This is a genomic window from Sphingosinicellaceae bacterium (genome assembly GCA_019285715.1).
Lineage (GTDB): Bacteria > Pseudomonadota > Alphaproteobacteria > Sphingomonadales > Sphingomonadaceae > Glacieibacterium.
Window position 1 is genome coordinate 1,010,839 of record CP079108.1, and the last position, 20,082, is coordinate 1,030,920.

19 protein-coding genes and 1 pseudogene are annotated in these 20,082 nt (G+C 64.6%); 10 read left to right on the forward strand and 10 right to left on the reverse strand.

The window, feature by feature from the left end:
* The first annotated feature begins 315 nt into the window (after positions 1–315).
* The 3 genes and pseudogenes from KX816_04740 (at position 316) to KX816_04750 (ending at position 2,932) form a co-directional block, all read left to right on the forward strand.
* On the forward strand, positions 316–1,092 hold the full coding sequence (locus KX816_04740) for a tetratricopeptide repeat protein (GenBank protein QXQ07339.1): 777 nt from the start codon (positions 316–318) through the stop codon (positions 1,090–1,092).
* Positions 1,093–1,330: 238 nt separating this feature from the next.
* Positions 1,331–2,441, forward strand: a pseudogene (locus KX816_04745) (IS1182 family transposase).
* Positions 2,442–2,743: 302 nt separating this feature from the next.
* Positions 2,744–2,932: a lysophospholipase gene (locus tag KX816_04750; protein ID QXQ07340.1), complete on the forward strand. Its 189-nt coding sequence runs from the start codon at positions 2,744–2,746 to the stop codon at positions 2,930–2,932.
* Positions 2,933–3,179: 247 nt separating this feature from the next.
* Here KX816_04750 and KX816_04755 read toward each other — a convergent pair whose 3' ends face one another.
* From KX816_04755 to KX816_04770, 4 genes are all read right to left on the reverse strand, one after another.
* Entirely contained in the window at positions 3,180–3,389 is a 210-nt protein-coding gene (locus KX816_04755; GenBank protein QXQ07341.1) for a hypothetical protein, read from the reverse strand.
* A 201-nt stretch (positions 3,390–3,590) separates the two neighbouring features.
* Positions 3,591–4,817, reverse strand: coding sequence for a dicarboxylate/amino acid:cation symporter (locus tag KX816_04760; GenBank protein ID QXQ07342.1), 1,227 nt, complete (start codon positions 4,815–4,817; stop codon positions 3,591–3,593).
* Positions 4,814–5,848, reverse strand: a complete 1,035-nt coding sequence (locus tag KX816_04765) for an LLM class flavin-dependent oxidoreductase (GenBank protein ID QXQ07343.1) — start codon at positions 5,846–5,848, stop codon at positions 4,814–4,816. The genes KX816_04760 and KX816_04765 overlap by 4 nt, the downstream gene beginning before the upstream one ends.
* Position 5,849: 1 nt before the next feature.
* Positions 5,850–6,773, reverse strand: a complete 924-nt coding sequence (locus KX816_04770) for an alpha-L-glutamate ligase (protein QXQ07344.1) — start codon at positions 6,771–6,773, stop codon at positions 5,850–5,852.
* A gap of 282 nt (positions 6,774–7,055) precedes the next feature.
* Between KX816_04770 and KX816_04775 the strand changes: the two genes are divergently transcribed.
* Entirely contained in the window at positions 7,056–7,433 is a 378-nt protein-coding gene (locus KX816_04775) for an antibiotic biosynthesis monooxygenase (GenBank protein QXQ07345.1), read from the forward strand.
* Between the two features lie 4 nt (positions 7,434–7,437).
* On the opposite strand, the gene KX816_04780 is transcribed toward KX816_04775, so the two are convergent.
* From KX816_04780 to KX816_04805, 6 genes are all read right to left on the reverse strand, one after another.
* Positions 7,438–8,241: an AraC family transcriptional regulator gene (locus KX816_04780; GenBank protein ID QXQ07346.1), complete on the reverse strand. Its 804-nt coding sequence runs from the start codon at positions 8,239–8,241 to the stop codon at positions 7,438–7,440.
* A gap of 111 nt (positions 8,242–8,352) precedes the next feature.
* Positions 8,353–9,054: a hypothetical protein gene (locus tag KX816_04785; GenBank protein QXQ07347.1), complete on the reverse strand. Its 702-nt coding sequence runs from the start codon at positions 9,052–9,054 to the stop codon at positions 8,353–8,355.
* A gap of 463 nt (positions 9,055–9,517) precedes the next feature.
* On the reverse strand, positions 9,518–10,087 hold the full coding sequence (locus tag KX816_04790; GenBank protein QXQ08409.1) for an SDR family NAD(P)-dependent oxidoreductase: 570 nt from the start codon (positions 10,085–10,087) through the stop codon (positions 9,518–9,520).
* Complete coding sequence (locus KX816_04795; GenBank protein QXQ07348.1) at positions 9,973–10,266, reverse strand: SDR family NAD(P)-dependent oxidoreductase; 294 nt, start codon at positions 10,264–10,266, stop codon at positions 9,973–9,975. Before KX816_04795 ends, KX816_04790 begins: the two co-directional genes overlap by 115 nt.
* A gap of 204 nt (positions 10,267–10,470) precedes the next feature.
* Positions 10,471–11,184 carry a DUF3617 domain-containing protein gene (locus KX816_04800; GenBank protein ID QXQ07349.1) on the reverse strand — a complete coding sequence of 238 codons (714 nt, stop codon included), beginning with the start codon at positions 11,182–11,184 and terminating at the stop codon, positions 10,471–10,473.
* Between the two features lie 52 nt (positions 11,185–11,236).
* Positions 11,237–12,466, reverse strand: coding sequence for a TetR/AcrR family transcriptional regulator (locus KX816_04805; protein ID QXQ07350.1), 1,230 nt, complete (start codon positions 12,464–12,466; stop codon positions 11,237–11,239).
* Between the two features lie 147 nt (positions 12,467–12,613).
* On the opposite strand from KX816_04805, the gene KX816_04810 reads away from it, so the two are divergent.
* From KX816_04810 to KX816_04835, 6 genes are all read left to right on the forward strand, one after another.
* Positions 12,614–13,693 carry a phosphotransferase family protein gene (locus KX816_04810; GenBank protein ID QXQ07351.1) on the forward strand — a complete coding sequence of 360 codons (1,080 nt, stop codon included), beginning with the start codon at positions 12,614–12,616 and terminating at the stop codon, positions 13,691–13,693.
* A gap of 13 nt (positions 13,694–13,706) precedes the next feature.
* A complete protein-coding gene (locus KX816_04815) occupies positions 13,707–14,483 on the forward strand; it encodes an SDR family oxidoreductase (protein ID QXQ07352.1) in 777 nt (258 codons plus the stop codon).
* 112 nt (positions 14,484–14,595) lie between these two features.
* A complete protein-coding gene (locus tag KX816_04820) occupies positions 14,596–15,519 on the forward strand; it encodes an SDR family oxidoreductase (protein ID QXQ07353.1) in 924 nt (307 codons plus the stop codon).
* Positions 15,516–16,553 carry an NADPH:quinone oxidoreductase family protein gene (locus KX816_04825; GenBank protein QXQ07354.1) on the forward strand — a complete coding sequence of 346 codons (1,038 nt, stop codon included), beginning with the start codon at positions 15,516–15,518 and terminating at the stop codon, positions 16,551–16,553. Before KX816_04820 ends, KX816_04825 begins: the two co-directional genes overlap by 4 nt.
* A 14-nt stretch (positions 16,554–16,567) precedes the next feature.
* Entirely contained in the window at positions 16,568–17,533 is a 966-nt protein-coding gene (locus tag KX816_04830; GenBank protein QXQ08410.1) for an NAD(P)H-quinone oxidoreductase, read from the forward strand.
* Between the two features lie 47 nt (positions 17,534–17,580).
* Positions 17,581–20,076, forward strand: coding sequence for a TonB-dependent receptor (locus tag KX816_04835; GenBank protein ID QXQ07355.1), 2,496 nt, complete (start codon positions 17,581–17,583; stop codon positions 20,074–20,076).
* The last annotated feature ends 6 nt before the right edge of the window (positions 20,077–20,082 follow it).

Sequence of the window (20,082 nt, forward strand, 5' to 3'; positions counted from 1 at the left end):
CGACCATCGCAATCGCCTGCCAGCCATCAGTCCGTGTTTGCGAGCCAAAGATAAATTCCCCGTCGGCTCGCGTAAGCACGCCGAAGACACCCACTGCAGTAGATGTTCACAAGCAGGCGAAGCAGCCAAAAAGCAGCTGACGGTCGAACGTCTGCTTCCTGCGGATTTACGCTGTTAGCGGACAGTCCGCTTGCGGCCCCAAAGCGGCCGTCGAGACTGCGGCTGGTGAGCCGGCTGCAACGCCTCGAATTAAGTGGAGAGCGGACATGGCCAAAGCTGTATGGTATTACTCGAGCTGCCGTAGGGGGTCTGACAATGAACACCAGCGGGAAGCTCAGGCGCTTTGTCGTCGTCACGATGATTTTCGTGACGCAATCGATACAGGCACAAAAAGCCGCCGATGCGCCGGTCCAGAACGGCGACATCGTCGTTACGGCGAGGCCGGACAAGGATGAGCCCGACTTTTCGAACTCACGTCCCATGGTCATTGTCGGGTCGCGAATTCCGCGAGAGAGCCTCCAGCACAACCCATACATTGCTAGCGCCACCAGCCTTGGCGGACTGACTCCGGACTCAGGTCTCGACGCGTTTGGCAGCATACGGAATTACCGCTGGCAAACCTGCAAAGCCGATGGCGCTGCCGTCCGCAAACATGTCGCCTGCCGCCTTGCCCGCGTCCAGCAGGCGTTGACTACCGGACATCCACTGCTGGCGGAGGAACTTATCTTACCCCTGTCCACGGACAGCGATCTGACCCTGGAAGAACGCTATGTCGTGCAAGAATACCGCTACCGCATTGCAGAAGCGATCCCCGACGCTGGACGTCGGCGCACGGCTTTGGCAGCGATGGTCGCTACCGGCTTCATGCCTGTTGCCAAAGAGCGAGCAGCACAGCTCACGCTGGCGTCGATGGCGCTCAAGGCCGGCGACCCCTTAGAAGCAATCGAACGCTATCGGGCAGTCGCGAAACTTGAACCTGATGACACCCAAAGTCGGATTAATGCAGCCGCACTTTTACAAAGGATAGGGCGCAGTGACGAGAGCAAGTCTCAGATTCGTGAGGCAATCGCGATCGCTCGTCGAACCGACTAACCAATCCCTTCTGCGTGGGTCGATAACGCGCGTTGACGAAGTGGGCGCTACCCCGCTTATAACGGGCTGTCATGAATTGAGCGCCGCGTTGAGCACGAACATTCGACCAGCGCTCGGGACTCAACGGTCAGGGCGAATATCCGGAAATCGCGGGGACGCTAAGGGTCCACTGTTGGTGGAAACTGTGTGAAAACCCGCTGATTTCTGCTAGATTTCCGGTGCTGACGGGGGTGCCGGGATGGGTCGTTTCATTGAGGGATGCTCTCGTCGAGAGCAGATGTTTTGCCGGCGTGCGTGGACGACTACGTGGGCGAGGACAGCCCGGTCCGGATCGTCGATGTGTTCGTCGACGAGCTCGACCTGACGGCGCTGGGTTTTACTGGCGCGGCGGCGACGGAGCGGCCGGGGTATCACCCGGCAACGCTGCTGAAGCTCTACATCTACGGCTATCTCAACCAGGTGCAGTCGAGCCGCCGGCTCGAGCGCGAGGCGGGCCGCAACCTCGAGCTGATGTGGCTGACCGGCAAGCTCGCGCCCGACTTCAAGACCATTGCCGACTTCCGCCGCGAGCACGGGGTCGCCATCCAGCGGGCGTGCCGGCGGTTTGTCATGCTGTGCCGGCAGCTGGGCCTGATCGCTGGCGGCATGGTGGCAGTGGATGGCAGCCGCCTGCGCGCGGTGAACGCCCGCGACCGCAACTTCACGCCCGTCACGATCCGGCGCCGCATGGAACAGGTCGATGCCAGTATCGAGCGCTATCTCGGCATGCTCGACACCGCCGACCGGCAAGAGGGCGAGGCGGCCGAGTTGCGCACGGCACGGCTGACGACACGGCTCGAAGAGTTGCACCGGCAGATGCGCGAGCTCGAGGCGATGAAGCAGGCGGTCGCGGCCACGCCCGATCGCCAGATCTCGCTGACCGATCCGGACGCCCGAGCCATGGCGTCGGCGGGCACGGGCACCGGCCAGGTCGGCTACAACCTGCGGGCGGCTGTCGATACCGGCAGCCACATCGTCGTTGCGCACGAGATCATCAATCTCGGCCATGACCGCACGTCACTGGCGAACATGGGCCGCCAGCAGGCGAAGCGACGGGCACGACCGGGCTCACCGTGCTCGCGGATCGCGGCTACTTCTCAGGCCCCGAGATGCTGGCGTGCGAAGCGGCTGGTATCGTGCCGATCCTGCCCAAGCCGCTCACGTCGGGTGCCAAGGCCGATGGGCGCTGGGGCAAGCAGGACTTTGTCTACGATCCTCCGAGCGACACCTATCGCTGCCCGGCCGGTGAGACGCTGACGAAACGCTTCTCCAGCATGGAGCACGGCATAACGTTCACGGCTACGCCCGCTTCGTCGTGACCTTCGACGGCGAGAGTCACTTCGTGAGCGATGAAAGCACCTATGCCACCCTTGACGCTTTCGAGCGTGCGGCTGCCCCCGTCGCGGACAGGAACAGCTCGACCGCAGCTTCTACACAGCATAGATCGGCCGTTATCGGCTACCCCGAGGGGTGCATCGTCCGCGCAAGATGGTGTGGCTGATGTGGGAGAGCCTCCAGGCAGCGAGGTAACTTGGCTCGACGGTATCACCTATGCCCGTGGCGCCGAGTTTTCGCTGGACGCGCTGAAGCACGATTTCGGACGGGTCACCGGATGCGCGACGCGACGAACTTCTCGATGCCGGTTTTCATCATGGCGGGGCGCAACGACCGCAACACCGACGGCCAGTTGCAGCACGAGTACTTCGATCGCATCACCGCCCCTGCCAAGCGGTTTACCTGGTTCGAGGCCTCAGCCCACTCGCCGCCGTTCGAACAGGCCGCTCCGTTACCACCACGATGATACGCGACGTCTTGCCGGTGGCGGTCGAAAGACCAAAGTAGGCCGCGCGGCTCCTTTCGCGCCGAAGTAATCTATGTGAACGAATGGCGAGTTCGGGCGAACGCGGATTTGGCGTGAGTGGCCGGATTTGAGTCAAGGATTCTCGGTTGCAACCCGTGCTCGCTTGGCTCCATCTTCCGAGCGTTGCAAGCACTAACCCTCAACGCACTTTGAGCGATGCGCTCTTTCGCACACTAAGTTCGGCTAATTATTTACGGCCCTTCGCCGCAGCAGTGACAGCCTTCACGCTTGTCTCGCCGGTTTCTTTCCGCATCGTCGAGAGCTTAGCCTGCGGCGAGAACTCCGGGATCGGGTTCGGGAGGTTCTTATTTAGTGTGTCGCCACGCTTCTGCTGAATTTGGCCGGTCTTCGGCGGAGTCTTGTCGCGGTGGCGGCCATCGAGGCCTGGCTCTTTCATCGTTGTACCCTTTCTCGTCTGGCGGATGCGGGCCACTGTAGCACGACCAGCGGCATCTCCTGCATATGAACGATCGTCCGGCTTCTGTGAACGCGGAAGCTGCCATGAATGTCCAGGTACGGGTCTTCCGCGTGTTCATTTCAGTCTGTGTCGGTGCTGTGCCGTCCGATACCGCCCCTGAGGCACGGGTTGGAGACAAGTTCACCGCGCTCGCGATGGTGAGGCGGCGGCCGCGACCGCGAGGTCGGCGGTGACATTCGTGACGGTGTAGCCAATGTCGCAGATCACATCGACCGCGAGGAACAGCGGCAGCAGGTCGACGGGCATATGCGCGGCGAGCAGCGGCGGCGCGTAAGCGGCGAAGAAGGTCGTCTGGTTCGGCAGCCCGGCGATGATCAGCGTGCCGAGGATCGCCAGACCGGCCACGGTCGCCAGCGTCGCCGGGGCGAGGGGGGTGCCATAAAGATGCGCCGTCGCGAGGGTGACGATCACGATCGAGGCCGGTGCGGCTAACCGGAATAGCGCGACGGCGAGCGGCAGCACGGCAGCGGGCGCACTCGCCTCTTTGCCGCCGCCGGTCAGCCGTCCGACCGCAGCGAGCATCGCCGGGAGCGCGGCGAGCGACGATTGCGTACTCCCCGCGACTGCCTGCGGCTCGAGCGCCGCGCGGGCGAACGTCCCGAGAGGCACCCGCCCGCCGAACGCCGCGAGCGCGTACATCGCGAAGCCAAGGACGCCGGTGACCGCGAGCTGCGTTCCAACATAACTCGCCAGAGCCGACCCGGCCCCGATCCCGAGCCTCGCACCGAGCGTGAAGCCGAGCGCGGCGACCCCAACCGGCGCGAGTGTGAGGACCCAGCCGACGATCACCAGTACGACTTCAGCGGTCTGGGCGAGCGCGTCGAGGACGGTCCGCGTGTGCTCGACGGGCAGGTGCGCGGCAGCGACGCCGAACAGCAGGGCGAAGATCGCCAGCGGTGGGATCGCGCCTTCGGCGGCGGCGGCGGCCAGATTGGGAGCGATCAGACCGAGGAGTGCATCGCTCGACCCGGGAATGTGTCCCGGAATCTGCGTGCCCGCCCCGCGCAGCGCCGCGAGCGACGCCACATCGGGCGACCATGCAGACAGTAGCACCGGCCCGAGGACGACCGCGACCACAGCGGAGACGATCAGCAGCACCAACCCGAGCAGCGCAGCGCGGCGGATGACCACGCCCCCGCTTGCCGCCGCGATCGCGCGTGCGGTGCCCGTCGCGGTCAGCGTCACTACCAAGGGCAGGACCGTCATTCGCAAGGCGTCGAGCCACAGCGTCCCGACGAGATTTGCCGCCGCCAGTGCATCGGTCGCGGGCCAGCCGCGGGCGACCGTCAGCGCCCCCGCAGCGATCCCGATTATCAGCCCGATAAGCGTCGCAATGGTGCGGTTCACGCGGCGTGGCGCAGATTCGCTGGGATCACCTGGGCGGAGAAGCGCTCCATCTCCTCCAACTGCGGGCTCATCTGGAGGAGGAGGAGGTCGAGCCCGGCGGCCTCGAACTCGTCGATGCGCGCGGCGACATGCTCGGGTGTGCCGACGAGGCCGGGGCGGAGGCCGCGGTTGCTGACCGAATACTCGCGAATCTTGAGTTCGCGTTCGAGTTGGGTGCCTGACAGCCACTGGTCGAAGTTGTCGAACCCCGGCGGCGGGGTGTCGCCCATGTCGGTAATCCGCGTGACCTCGTACTCGGCCTCGCGCGCGCTATCGCGGACGACTGCGTACGCTGCCATGCCGTAGATCATCGGCTTGAGCCCGAGCCGGTCGCGCCGCGCGCGCATGTCAGCGATCTTGGCGGCGATGACCGCCGGCTCGTCGCCGTGCATGACATAAGCGTCGCACTGCGCCGCGATCAGCGCCTTGGCGCTCTCGGACTCGCCGCCGGCATACAGGATCGGCGTAGTCACCGGCTTCGGCGACAGGATCGCGCTTTCGGTGCGGTAAAGCTGCCCCTCGAAGCTGAAGCGCGGTTCGCGCCACAGGCCGTTGACGACGCGCAGCCATTCCGACGTTCGCGCATAGCGGTCGTCGTGCGCGTCGAACTGCAGCCCGTACTGGCGCGCTTCCTCGGCCCACCACGACGAGACGACGTTGAGGCTCAACCGGCCGCCGCTGATGTTTTGGATGTTGGCCGCCTGCTTGGCGAACAGCGCCGGCTGGTGGAAGTTCGGCCTTACCGCGACCATCAGCTCGAGCCGCTGCGTCACGGCGGCAAGCGCGGCGGCGGTCGACCAAGCGTCAAGCGCGGGGGCGTCGATGCCCTTGATGTCGTTGAGGTTGAGCTCGGCGACGAGCGTCAGGTCATAGCCAATTTGCTCGGCGCGGACGCACAGGTCGCGGGTGTATTCCCAAGTCGCCACCATTTGCTCGTCGGCAACGTTGCGCAGCCAGCCGCCGAAGACGGGGGCCCAGAAACCATAGCGCATGTTAGCTCCTGCTCGCGGCGATGGCGGTTTCGAGATAGTCGACCAATTGCTCGTGCGGGTCCCAGCCGAGCACGTCGAGGGGCCGCGCGACGAAGTTCGACAGCGCATTGATGTCGTAGAACTTCGCGATGCCGTCGCGGTCGTCGATCATCACCTCGATGCCGCCGAGGTCGAGCCCTGCGGCGCGCGCGATCTGCTCAGCGGCACCGATCAGCCCCGGGGCAGGATCGGCGCGGGTGATCGTAATGGCACCCGGCCCGCGCCCGATCTCGCACGCGTCGGCGGGGCAAAGGTCGAAGGCATCGGCCGGGCTGTCGATGTCGATCGCGTAAAGGAATTTCCCGCCCAGCGTCTCGATCCGCGAGACGATGCCGGCGCGGGCGGGGACATATTCCTGGACCAGCAGCACGCGGTCGACACTTTCAGGCGCCGTCCCCGATGCGACCGATGCCGCAAGTTCCTCGGCGCTGGCGAAGCGAACGATGCCCGCGCCCGACCCGCCGATGTTCGCCTTGACCACGAGCGGAAAGCCGATCTCCGCGGCCGCCGCGGCCAAGTCGGCCGCCCGGTGGACCACCCGCGTCCGCGGGATGCCGAGCCCGAGCCCAGCGATCAGCGACAACTGCCGCGCTTTCGATCGGTCGACGGCGATGACCTCGGCTCCGTTGATCACCCGCGCGCCGCGTGCCGCCCAGTGCGCGAACAGCGCCTCGGCATAGAAGATGCCGTGCTCGCCTTCTCGCAGGAAGCTCGACATGGCGACGCGGCTGAGCACGACGGGGGCGGGCGGCACCGGATTGCCCGGGTCGAAGCGATGGTCGGACAGGTGTTGCGCGTCGTACCGCACCCCGCGCCGGTCGAGTGCGGCGAACAGCGGCGCGAACCACGCTGGGTGCTCATATAGGATGGTGAGGTCGGCAGTCATCGTCTCCAGATAGCACTCGCGCGTCACGTGTCATCATCTTCGCTGCTGCGTGCCGCACGATTGCAGCCTCGGTCACCGGTCTTGTTGCTGGGTGGGCTGCATCCACCGAACAGACAAGGCACCGAGCCGATGGCAGCAGCCTGTGTTGATCGACGGCAAGGGAAGGACCGCAGGCCGGAAGTAGGGGCGTCCCGCGGCCGATCGCGACAAGCGCAAGATCGCGATATCGATTTAATCGCACGTGCCGTTCTCCGCACGCCGATCCCGGCCAGGAGCAGTGTCATGATGCAACACGAAGAACTCGATCCGAGCTGCCCGCTTCGGAGTCAGTATGCTGACCGCACGGGGCTCACGACCGTCTTGTTGAACGTGTTCAGGGTGGACCTGAAGGATGAAGCAGCGTTCCGGCAGGCTTGGCAGCAGGACGCCGAGTTTTTCAAGAAGCAGCCGGGCTACATCTCGGCACAGCTGCACCGGGGCATCGGCGACAGCCGGATGTGGTTCAACTATGCGGTATTCGAGAACACTTCGACGTTCGCCGCGACTAACGATCAGCCGGAGTTCGGGCCTCTGCGCGGTGGCTATCCTGACAGTGCGGTCGCGCACCCGCACCTGTTTCGCCGCATCCGTATACCCGGCATCTGCGTAGGCGAGCAGTGAACCTCTAGCCTCTGACTAATTCGCGAAACCGGCCAGGCGGAACGCCGTTCATCGCTCGGAAGAGCTGGACGAAATGGGCGGGTGTCGCGAACCCGCAGCGGTATCCAATCGCGCTGACTGCCTCGTCCGTCTCCATCAGCCTGAGGCGGGCACGGTCGAGACGCCGGCGCAGGCTGTAGGCATAGGGCGTCTCCCCCGTCGAGCGGCGGTATTCGCGTGCGAAGTGGTAGAGACTGACCTCAGCGGCAGCGGCCAGATCGGCGAGGCTCGGGGATCTTGCCGAGGATCCCTCGACTGCCGCCTCGATCATCTCTGCCGCCCGCCGTAGTTGCGTGCGCGACAGGCCGCCCCGTGTTGGGCCGGCAACGATCGGGTCGAACAGAGCGGCGTCGAAGGCGAGACGCAGCTGGTCCATGGCCAGCTGCCCGGTCTCGCCGAGATGCGCGAGCGCCATAGCGCGTGTCGCAAGCGAAGCTAGAAGTGGCTCGGAAGCCATGAATCGCGGACGGACGGCGGCACCCCCGGCCACGTCGGGGAACGCCACGAACAGTGCGTTCCCGCCACCTCGGATCGTGTAGGTTGACGAGCAGCTGGGGTCTGGCACGGTCACCATTCCCATCCGAGACTGCCTGACCTCGCTGCGACCGCCGCTCCTCCGCTCGATGGTCGGCACCGAGGTCAGGCAGAGGATGACAACCAGCGCGTTGGGAACCTCGACCTCCGCTTCCGTGGCTGCGCGGTAGCGGGTGATTGACAGCGCATCACCGGCGACCTGCAAAACCGGTTCGCTCGATCTCACCGCGACCATGGGTCGTGTGTCCGCCATCGGAGCCTTTGCGCCAGCGCAACACCGCCAACGTAAGACTCCAGAGGACGGCGGGCAACCGACGGATCCTGATTCCCTCGGTCGTCCGCCCGGTCAGACGCCCGCAGCGCGTGCAAGCCTCGTCCAGTTGCCGAACTCGACGGCGAAGTGCTCGAGGTGGCCACGCACCAGCTGCTCGGGCGCAGCCTTCGGCAACGTGATCGTCAGCCGGATGTGCGTGCCGTCGGCCGCGTCCTTCATCTCGTGCATGGCCGAGCCGATGATCACGTCGTCGAGGTTCCGGATGATCGCCCCGAGGCGTTCGGGGTAGCTGTCATTCCAGGTGGTCGGGAAGCGTGCAGCGTCCTGCGTGAACTCGAGACCGATGAACCATGGGATGTCGTCCTCGCCGACATTCTCAATGACCTCGGCGCGCGGTCCAAGCGGCATGTTCATGAAATGATCGGGGTGGGCGGCGCGCAGCTCAAGCTGCTTATTGTCCCGCATCAGATGCATGAAGAACCCGTGGAACGCCGCCGCCGGTGGTCCAGGCACGACTAATTCGAGGGCGCCGCTGCGCCATTCGCCATGCGAGGCGTTGACCCAGGCCGTGGTGCGATCGGCCGATTGACGCATCTCGTCGGCCAGCAGCACTCGCATGCCGTCATTACCGATCTTCGCCTTGAGGAACGCGAGCGCTCCCTTGGCGCGCGTCAGTTCCAGCTTGGTGATCGCGGCGGCGTCCAGGCGGTCTTCGCCGATCAGCGCAAACGTCGGGTCGGTGTCGCGCGCCTGCTCATAGGGCTGCCAGTACATGCTTCGTCCTTTCCCTCATCACTCAAGCAGCGCGCGAGCACGCACCGGTTTTCCGGACAGCCGCACGTTGCCGATGATGGAAACCGGTGAAGGGACGAAGCCGATGTTGCGATCTTGCTAATTCCATAGCCGCAACGCTGAGCGAATCTCTGAAGGTGGACAGCCGGTGTACCGCCCCAGATGTCGGAATATGGGTGCGACATCCTGTCAGTTGTGTAGCCGCATGAGCCCAAAGGCTGGCATCCAGGGCCTCATAAATTTCACTAAGACCAGCCTAAGGCTGGACGAATGAGCGTCCGTTTCACGGAAGCTACGAAGCGCCTTCGAACGTCAGAGTTTGGGCCGCTGGCCCCGGAAAGCGGGCAGGCGGCAGCGCCCCAATCCCGTACTTTCAGCAGTCCCTAGCCGCTTTCCGGAAGCGGACGCTGGTTCATGTTGTCTGACTGCAGACTACCTAGGCCCGCTAAGCACCGGGTGCAATTTCAGGAAGGCCATATTGGTTCGCGATCATCCCGAGCACTTCAGCCTCCGATTTACCATAGACAGCGGACACCAGGGCGGCTTCATCCTCACCGACTACGTAGCGAAGCCGGCCGGTATTGTCGGTCGCCGCGATGAAGATCGCATCCGCGACGGCCTTGGGGCTCGCCAGCTCGCCTGAGTCGATGATCAGATCTCGGACCGTGACGATCTTGCGATACATGTCCTCATAGATTTCAATGCCTCCACCTGCGGCTGTCCGGCGGTCCGCGATCTCGTGAAAGTCGGTATCGACGCCGCCCGGCTCAATCAACTTCACCCCGACGCCGACAGCGCGAAGCTCAGACCAGATGGATTCGAAGAAGCCTTCGAGCGCGAACTTGCTCGAGATGTAGATTTCCGATGTCGGGAGGCCGACCCTAGCTCCGGCGGAACTGGTCACGAGCACGAGGCCGTGCCCGCGTGCTCGAAAGCCCGGGAGTACGGCACGCAGCACATGCATCGCCCCGAACACGTTGACGGCGAACTGATCCTGGATCTGCTGAGGCGAGATTGCTTCGAACGCACCATACTGTCCATACCTGCGTTAGAGAGGAGCGCATCGACGTGACCGATGCGAGCGGTCGCTGTGGCAACGGCCTCCGCACACTGCGCTTCGTTCCGCACGTCCAGCGGTGCGACGAGCAGCCTTGAAGATTCAACAAGACCATGAGGGACGGCAAGGTCAGGCATGGCCGGTAACGGCATTCTGGGCTCCGAGCGGCCCTTCCTTTACCTAACAGTCCAAGCCATTCAGCAACTGGGCACATCGCTCGAAAGCGATCGTGGATCTCGGTGAAGGAACGGTCGGTTTCCGATGTGGATCCTCGCCGCCGCGAAGCTGCCGGTCGGCGACCGCGGGGCCGGCGCCCGACGATGACGCAGACCTCCAAATGCTCAGCGTTCCGCGCCACCGGCGGGACAGGAACCAATGCGGCGGCCGCTGTCGCGACCACGGAACTCGACCGTAACCTCACCGGACTGCGCCTCGCCCGAGAAGCTGAAGTCATAGCCGTTGCCGCCATAAGTACCGGAGCCGTCCACGCGGAGGGCAGGGTAGCGGCTATCCTTGCACTCGCCTGCTGCCGTGATTTTCCCGTTTGCCATCGCATAGCGGGAAAAACGGCATTGGACGGCCTTGCTGGCGAGCAGGAAGCTCCGCGGATCGGCCAGATCCGAAGCCGAGTGGCACACCCGATAGGGCGGCGGGGATGGCAGCATGCTCTGCGCCTGGTCAGCGAGAAGCGAGGAGCCGTTCACCTCATCGACAACATAGACGACAGTATGCTCCCACAGCCCCGGCAACGGCACACGCGAGGGCATTGCCGCCAAAAGGACTGGCAACAGGACTACGAGCTGGACGATGCGGCGCATAGCGATCTTAACGCGCGAATTGACGACGTTGCCTGCTGCATCAGACGCTAGTGTGGCCACTGCCCAACAATCGGTCTTTGCCGGTGAACCGCGTGCCAGCTGATTACGAACCGTGCGGATATCTCCAACGGATATGCGGGGCGGAAGCTGTGGATCCGGGTTACCGAATTCGCGAACTTCAGTATTAACCGATAAAACTTCGCGGAACTCGTCGTAGACCGGCAGGTGCCTATGCACGCCGAGGATCTGGTCGTTCCCGAGGCATTCGCCGCGTGATCTGCGGCATGGTTCAGACGAGAATCCCCGTCGTGGCAATGTCGGCCAGCTGGACCGCGATCGTTTCCAGCGGCAGTGAGAAGCCGGTCAAATCCGCGCTCGCGACCCAATTCAAGTTGCCCGCCAGAGCCGCGACGACGTTGTCGACGTTCACACGACGAACGCTTCCGTCGTCTATGCCCTCTTGAATCATCTTGCGATACGCGAGCTCCAGGCCCGCGAAGCGGGCACGCATCGCGGCTTGATCTCCCGGCGTCAACCGACCGAGACCGACGTGGGACGTCAGGCTCGGCCGGATCGGATCGCCCATCGCGAGCACGGCGCCCCGCACGCCGACGTGCAGACCGTCGATGCGCTTGCCGGGCAAGGCGGCTGCGCTGCGCGCCACCTCTTGGTAAATCTCGCTCGCCCGCTCGAAGCAGGCGGCGACCAGTTCGTCCTTCGAGCCGAACGAACGGAAGATGGCGCGCTTGCTGATGCCCAGCGCGTCCGCAATCTCCTCGACCCTGGTCGCACCTATGCCACGGCGGTTGAACAGCCTCGATGCAGCACCGAGCAGTTGCTCCCGCTTTGCCTTCGCCACCGAGCCGCGGTCGAACAGATCGAGCGTCGCGGGCTGACCCGGGAGCTGCACGTGGCCACGATGCGTGCCGGCCGAACGTTCGCGCGCCAGTCCCCGCAGGAAAAAGTCCTTGGCGCCGGACCGGACCGCGTCGACCGGACGGCCGGGAAGCAGCCGACGTTGGAGAGGAGCCCAAGTCGCCAATCCGAGGACAGAGTTGGCCACAACCATCGGGTCGACCGGCTTCAGGTGCCCGTGCAGCGTGCCGGCCCTGACCAGATCGGCGACCTTCGCGACCAGCGCAATCCAGCGACCGCGTATCATCCCTTGGCGCGGCTCGGGCAGCACGTCGATCTCCGCCACGACCGCCAGCTCGGGGAACCCATCGCCCATGACGACGTCCAGGAAGGCCTCCAAGGCCGCACCTTCGTCGTTCACGGCCACCTGCAGTTCGGCAAAGGCCACCTCCAGCGTCTCGATCGCATGGCTGTAGCAGGCGAATAGAAGATCGTCCCGATCACGGAAATGGGAGTAGAGAGCCGGTCGCGAGATCCTCAGCTCCGACGCGATGTCGGAAAACCACTCGTCCGATACCCCTCTGGAATTGAGGACGCGAGCCGCGACGTCGAGGACCTCGACGATGCGGCCTCCTGCCGAGAGTCTACGGAGTGGTGCGTTCATCCGTCCTGCTTGCCTCGGCTGGACGACCTTTACCAGCCGCAGGCTTGACGGGAGCATTACGAACAAGCGACATAGGCGCACAAATTCGTAAGCACTAGCGCTTGGATCCGGACGGGAACAAAGGGAGCGTGCAAGGATGAAGAGGATATGCACGCGCGCGTCGTGCCTGCCATCCGGCGCATCGGGCCTTTCGCTTCCGTGACGGAGGTACTCCTCATTCCATCGCTGGACAGCTGGCTCGCGACCAACATCCCTGGCTTCACGTCGCCCGCGACCGCGACCAAGTTTCCGGGTGGGCAGTCCAATCCGACCTACCGGCTTGAGTGCGGCGGACGGTCGTTCGTCTTGCGGCGCAAGCCTTTCGGCGACCTCCTGCCGTCCGCCCATGCGGTCGAGCGGGAGTACCGGCTCCTCGAGGCACTCTACCCTACCGACGTACCCGTCCCTCGGCCCTATGCCCTGTGCGAAGACTCCACCGTCATCGGAGCGGCGTTCTACGTGATGGAGCTGGTCGAAGGCCGGACCCTATGGGACGGGGCCCTACCCGGCATGGACCAGCAAGATCGTCGCGAACTCTACGCTTCGATGATCGACGCGCTGGCCGCTCTGCATTCGGTCGATCCCGGAGCGGTCGGCCTCGCCGACTTCGCTCCCCCCGGCAACAACTTCGGACGTCAGATAAGTCGCTGGTCGAAACAGTACCGTGCCTCTCAGACCGACGACCTCGGCAACATGGAACGGCTGATCGAGTGGCTGCCACAGACGGTCCCGGAGCAGACCCGGACAACGATCATCCACGGCGACTACCGGCTCGATAATCTGATCTGCGCGCCCGACCGACCTCGGATCCGTGCCATCCTCGACTGGGAGCTGGCAACGCTGGGCGACCCGCTGTCAGATCTCGCCTATCTCCTGTTGAACTGGGTCCTGCCCCATGCACCCGGGAAGGCCACGCTCGGCACCCTGGACCTCGTCGAGCTTGGCATTCCGACGCTCTCAGACGCGATTGAGCGCTACTGCACGGCGAGCGGCCGGAACGAACCTCCTTCCCTAGACTGGTACTTCGCGTTCAGCCTGTTCCGCGCGGTCGGCATAGTCCAGGGCATCAAGAAGCGTATGCGCGACGGCAACGCCTCGAACCCGGATGCGGCACTGCTGGTTGCCCAACTACCGATGCTCGCCGCGGCGGGCTGGGATTTCGCCCGCCGTGCCGGTGCCCCGCGATGAGAGGAAGCGACGCATGTCCCAGTTCGACCTGACCGGCAAGGTTGCCGTCATAACCGGCTCCTCACGCGGGATCGGCAAGGCGATCGCGACGGAACTTGCGGCCTTGGGGGCCAAGGTCGTGATCTCCAGCCGGAAGCAGGATGCGTGCGATACGGTCGCCGCTTCGATCAACAACCTTCGCGGAGAGGGCAGCGCCATCGCGGTGGCGGCCTCGATCTCGGACAAGGAGGCGCTGCAACGGCTGGTCGACGAGACTGAGGCCACGTTCGGTCGGCTCGACGTGCTGGTCTGCAACGCGGCGTCCAACCCGTACTTCGGTCCGATGTCAGGGATCAGTGACGAGCAGTTCCTGAAGATTATGACCAACAACGTGTTCGCGAACAACTGGCTGATCCAGATGGCCGCGCCGGGCATGGGCCGTCGGCGCGACGGATCCATCATCGTCGTCTCCTCGATCGGCGCTCTGGTCGGGTCCGACACCATCGGTGCCTACAACATCTCGAAGGCTGCGGACCTTCAGCTCGTCCGCAATCTCGCGGTCGAACTCGGCCACCTCAACATCCGGGTCAACTGCATCGCACCTGGTGTCATCCGCACCGACTTCGCCAAGGCGGTCTGGGAGAATCCGCAGGCGGAGGCCAGGATTTCGCGCGCCGCTCCGCTGGGCCGCATCGGCGAGCCATGCGAGATCGCGGGCGCGGCCGCCTTCCTAGCCGCGCCCGCCAGCGCCTACATGACCGGACAGACGATCATCGTCGATGGCGGCCTGATGATCGGCGGCAGCCGATGACCTTTAGCCTCCGGGCGACATGGCCGGCAGGCATGTCTGAGGACAGAGGACAGTTTCTCCGCTGGTCCGCGCATCTGACCGACGCCGAGCCTTACGAAGGAAATCTCAAACCATGACATGGACCTTGAAGGACGCGCCGTCCCTGTCGGGGTGCCTCGCCGTCGTGACCGGTGCCAGCGGCGGCCTCGGCTTGGATACAGCGCTCGGACTTGCAAGCAAGGGTGCGACGGTAGTCGTCGCCGCGCGGGATCCGATCAAAGGGCGGGCCGTGCTGCCCAAGCTCGGCAAACGGGCACATTTCGAATTGCTGGATCTCGCCGATCTGTCGTCTATCGAGGCGTTCGGCCGCCGGATGGTCGAAGCCGGCCAGCCGGTGGATATCCTGGTCAATAACGCCGGTCTCGCGGCGCCACCGAAGCGCTCGATGACACGCGACGGCTTCGAAGTGCAGTTCGGGACCAACTTCCTCGGTCATTTCGCGCTGACGGGCCGGCTGCTGCCACTGCTTCGGAAGGCCGACGGTGCTCGGGTGGTGTCCATCTCGAGCCTCGCGCACAAGGGGGTCAAGGTCGACTTCGACGATCTGATGAGCGAGCGACGCTACTCGCCCGTCAAGGCGTACGGCCTGTCCAAGCTCGCCGACCTGATCTTCGCACGCGAACTGCAGCGTCGGTCCGACGCGAACGGTTGGCAGCTCACGTCGGTCGCTGCCCATCCGGGGCTGGCGATGACCGAGCTGACCAAGAGCCGGCCTGGAATGCCCGGACATCGGCTGAACGGACTCGTCGACTTCGTGTCGCCCTACATCGGCCAGTCTTCTGCGGCCGGGGCTCTTATCACGCTCCACGCGGCCACTTCGCCCGATGTCCTGCCGGGCGGGTACTACGGCCCCGACGGCTTCGGTGAGCTGAAGGGACAGCCGCGTCTGGCGCGGAGCAGTGAGGAGTCCAACGATCCCGTCGTCGCGGACCGGCTCTGGCGTGTCGCCGAGTCGCTCACGACGGTAGTCTACGAAAAGCACGGCGGGATCGGATGAAAGCCTTGGCCTCGATCCGCGCTGGCGGACCGGAATCGTTGGAGCTGGTCGATATGCCGGTGCCGGACCCGGGGCCCGCGCAGCTGCTCGTCCGAACGCTCGCCTGCGGCATCAACTATCCGGACGTGCTCATCATCGAGGACAGATATCAGTCCCGGCCGCCCCGGCCGTTCATACCGGGAGGCGAGATCGCCGGAATCGTCGAGCGGGTCGGCGACGGTGTGGCGGGCTGGGCGGTCGGAGACCAGCTGGTCGCGGTGCCCGGCATCGGCGGCCTTGCCGAATACATTGTCATCGCCGCCGATGCGGCCTTCGCGCTGCCGGCCGAACTTAATGCTACGCAGGCGGCGGGATTGCTGTTGACGTACGCGACGGCGATCCACGCACTCGTCGACCGCGGTCAGCTGAAATCGGGAGAGACCCTGCTGGTGCTCGGCGCGGCGGGCGGCGTGGGTCTCGCCGCGATCGAGATCGGCAAGGCGCTGGGTGCAACCGTGGTGGCCGCCGTCTCCGAGGCCGACAAAGCGACCGCCGCGACCGCTGCCGGTGCCGATCGCACGGTGATCTACGCCCGCGGCCCCTTTGACAAGGATGGCAGCAAGATTCTTGGCGGCCAGTTCAAGGACGCCGGCGGCGGTAACGGCTACGACGTCGTCTACGATCCCGTCGGCGGAGAGTATTGCGAACCCGCCTTCCGCTCGATGGGCTGGGGCGGCCGTTATCTAGTCGTCGGCTTTCCGGCGGGAATACCGCGCCTGCCGCTCAATCTGACCCTGCTGAAGAGTTGCGACGTGCGCGGGGTCTTCTGGGGCGCGTTCGCGGCGCGTTACCCGGGCGCCAACCGGGCGCATGTCGAGCAACTGATGCACTGGTGGCGGGACGGTGTCATCAGTCCGAAGGTCGGTCGAACCTGGCCACTGAACCAGGGCGGCGAAGCGATCGCCTGGCTCGCCAACCGACAGGCCATCGGCAAGGCCGTCGTGATCATCGCTCCAGCCACGACCGGCGCGCCAGCGACAAGGATGCCCGAGTGACGATCCCAAGAGACATGACCGCGATCGACGTCGAAGGTGGCACCGGTGCGGCTTCAGCGTTGAGGCCGGTGCGGATTCCCGTACCGCATCTGGGCGAAGGAGAGATCCTGATCAAGGTCGCGGCGGCGGGTATCAATCGTCCCGATCTGTTTCAGCGGATGGGGTACTATCCGCCGCCGCCGGGTGCGCCGGCGACGCTCGGATTGGAGGTCGCAGGCGAGGTCGTGGTGGCAGCGGGTCGCTGGAATGTCGGCGACCGTGTCTGCGCGCTGCTCGGTGGCGGGGGGTACGCCGAGTATGCGGCCTGCGACGCCCGCCATGCGCTCCCCGTGCCTGCCAACCTCAGCCTGATCGAAGCAGCGAGCCTTCCCGAGACCGTCTTCACGGTTTTCGCGAACGTCTTCGAAAGCGGGAGTCTGCGAAGTGGCGAGACGTTGCTGCTGCACGGTGCGACGTCGGGGATCGGCGTGACCGCAATACAGATGGCGAAGGCGGCGGGGGCGCGGGTTATCGCTACGGCCCGCGGTGTCGGTAAGGCTGCAATCGCGAGGACGCTGGGTGCGGATATCGTCATCGAGGCAAGCAGCGAGGATTTTGCCGCCTCGACCATTGCCGCCGGCGGTGCGGACGTGGTGCTCGACATGGTTGGCGGCGAGTACTTTGCCCGCAACCTTTTAGCGCTCAACCACCGTGGCCGCATCGTCTTCATCGCGACGCTGGGCGGCAACGACATCGTCGTGCCCATCATGGCCTTGATGCAGAAGCAAGCCACGCTAACCGGGTCGACGCTGCGCGCTCGGCCCAGTGAGGAGAAGGCGCGTCTCGCTGCGGCCGTCGAGGCGACGGTCTGGCCGTGGATATCACAGGGCCGGTTCAAGCCCATGATTGATGCGACGTTCTCGCTGCTCGATGCGGCTACAGCTCACGCCCACCTGGAACGCGGATCGCACGTCGGCAAGATCGTCCTGACAGTCGCCTGAAACCGTCCGCACGAAACCTCGGCTCGTATTCATCACGTAAGCCGCCCTTGACAGGGTCTTTCGAATGGGTGACATCATGTCACCTGTTTGTAAGTCAACGTACCGGCAGCGGTTCAGTCCGTTCGCAAGGCACGGCTTCATCAGGACAAGACGACGGTTGCCCCATCCGGGAAAAAACAACCGCGGCTGGGGAGATGGTCATGACTGGCTTGTTGAAGACGGGCGTCTCGAGCACCGCCGTCATTTTCAGTTTATTCGCCTTTGTGCCGGCGGTTGCCCAAGGCGGCGCGACGCAAGGGGCCGCCCAGGAGTCAGCGCGCCCGGATCCGGTCTCGCTCTCGGCGTCCAGTCCGACCGCGCCAGCGCCCGAATCCCAAACCGCTCCCGGACCGGCTGCGGTCAACCCACAGGACCAAGCGCCGACGCAGGCCGACGGCATCCAAGACATCGTGGTCACGGCGACACGCCGCGAGACCAGCTTGCAGCGCACACCGCAAGCGGTGTCGGTGCTCTCAGGCGAGTCGCAGTTCGCCAAGGGCCAAACCCGGCTCGAAGACCTCCGCACCTCGGTCCCGAACGTCAACCTGTCGACGACCAACAACACCACCCAGCTCTACGTCCGGGGTATCGGAAACCAGTTCCTGACGGTCGGCGGCGACCCGGGCGTCGCGCTCTACCAGGACGGCGCGTACGTATCCGACCAGTCGACGACGAACTCGAACTTCTTCGACGTGCAACGGATCGAGGTACTCCGCGGTCCCCAGGGCGCGCTGTATGGCCGCAACGCGACCGGCGGTGCGATACAGATCATCTCGGCCAGGCCAACCAGCACGTTCGCTGCCAACGTTTCCGCCACGATCGGTGACTACGGTCGCCGCGAGTCCGAGGGCTTCGTGTCGGCACCACTCGGTATCGCAAACACTGAATTCCGCGTCTCCTATCAGGTCAAGCACCTCAAGGGGTACACCGACAACCTGATCGGCGGACAACCCGGCGCGCCCAACCACCTGGACGACCTCGATTCGCAGGCGGTCCGGGTCCAGACCCTTACGCACCTGCCGTCCGACGGCACCTTCCGCGTCATCGGCACCTACTACCACGAGAACGATGCGGGATCGGCGCTTTCGGTTAAGCCAACCCCGGGCGTCCAGTACCCTGCCGAACTGCTGTTCGGGGCCGTGCCAAGCGATGATGTCCGGAAGGTCTTCGCCAACGTCGGCTACAACCGGGTCAGGACCTACACCGTCAACGCCGACTACGAGCAGCCGATCGGGGACGTAACCTTGTCAGTGCTCGGCAACTATCGCCACTCCCGTCAGGCCTTCCTGAACGACTGCGACGGCACTTCCGTCGATGATTGCCGCTACGGCCGCGACAACGAGAGCAATGACTACTACGGCGACGTCCACCTTGCCGGACCGAGCGACGCGAAGCTGCGCTGGCTCGTCGGTGGCACCTACCTTCGCTACAAGGTCAACTCGCTGAACGACATCCGTTTCAGCTTCCCTCTCTCTTATGTCGCGCCGGGTGCGCCGTCATTCATTCCGGTGTCGTTCGCGACCTTGGCGGGCGGTAGCATCGACACCGAGTCCTACGCCTTCTACGCCGACTTGCGGCTCAAGCTGACTGACATCTGGGCGCTGCAGGGTCAGGTCCGATACAGCCACACCAGCAAGGATGCGCTCGAATCCGTCATCCTGCCACTGTTCGGGGTAAACGTCGTCAATGCACCTAACCGCGTGCGGAACTCGTTCGTGCCGTTCAAAGTGGGCGTTGAGGGACAGCTGTCACGCGACATCCTCGTCTACGGAAACTACGCGACGGCCTACAAGGACGGCGCGATCAACCTCGCCGCGCTTCAGACGACGCCGGTCCGCACGGAGCAGGTGCAAAGCGCCGAGCTCGGTGCGAAGACCAGCTTCTTCAACCGCCAGCTTCAGGTCAACGTCGCGGTCTTCCACAGCATCTACAAGGACCTGCAGCTGTCCCAGCTGATCGGCACGGTGGTGGCGCTGGTCAACGCGCCGAAGGCCGAGGTCAACGGGGCAGAGGCAGAGATCGTCGCCACTCCGCTCGACGGCCTGCAGTTGCGCGCCAACATCGGCTATCTCGACCCCAAACTGCGCCGGTTCTCGAACAGCCCGACGATCCCTGGCCCAGTCTCCGGGCCTTTGCAGAACCTTGCCGGCAACCAGCTTCCCTATGACGCGAAACTGAGCCTCAACCTCGGTGCGGATTACAAGTTCGAGCCGGTTTCCGGGTACACGCTGCGGCTAGGCGGCGAATACTCCTACCACAGCCGCATCTACTTCAACGAATTCAACACCAGGCTGATCTCGCAGAAACCGGTCGGCGTGTTCAATGCCAGTGCCTCGGTCGGACCGAACGGCGATCGCTGGAAGGTCTTCGGTTACATTAACAATATCACCGACAAGGACGTCCAGACGGGCGTCAACATCTTCTCCGGCCTGATCGGGGCGGCACGTGCGGTGAGCTACGCGCCGCCGAGGAGCTTCGGCGTCGGCGCCTCGGTGTCGTTCTAGGGAGGT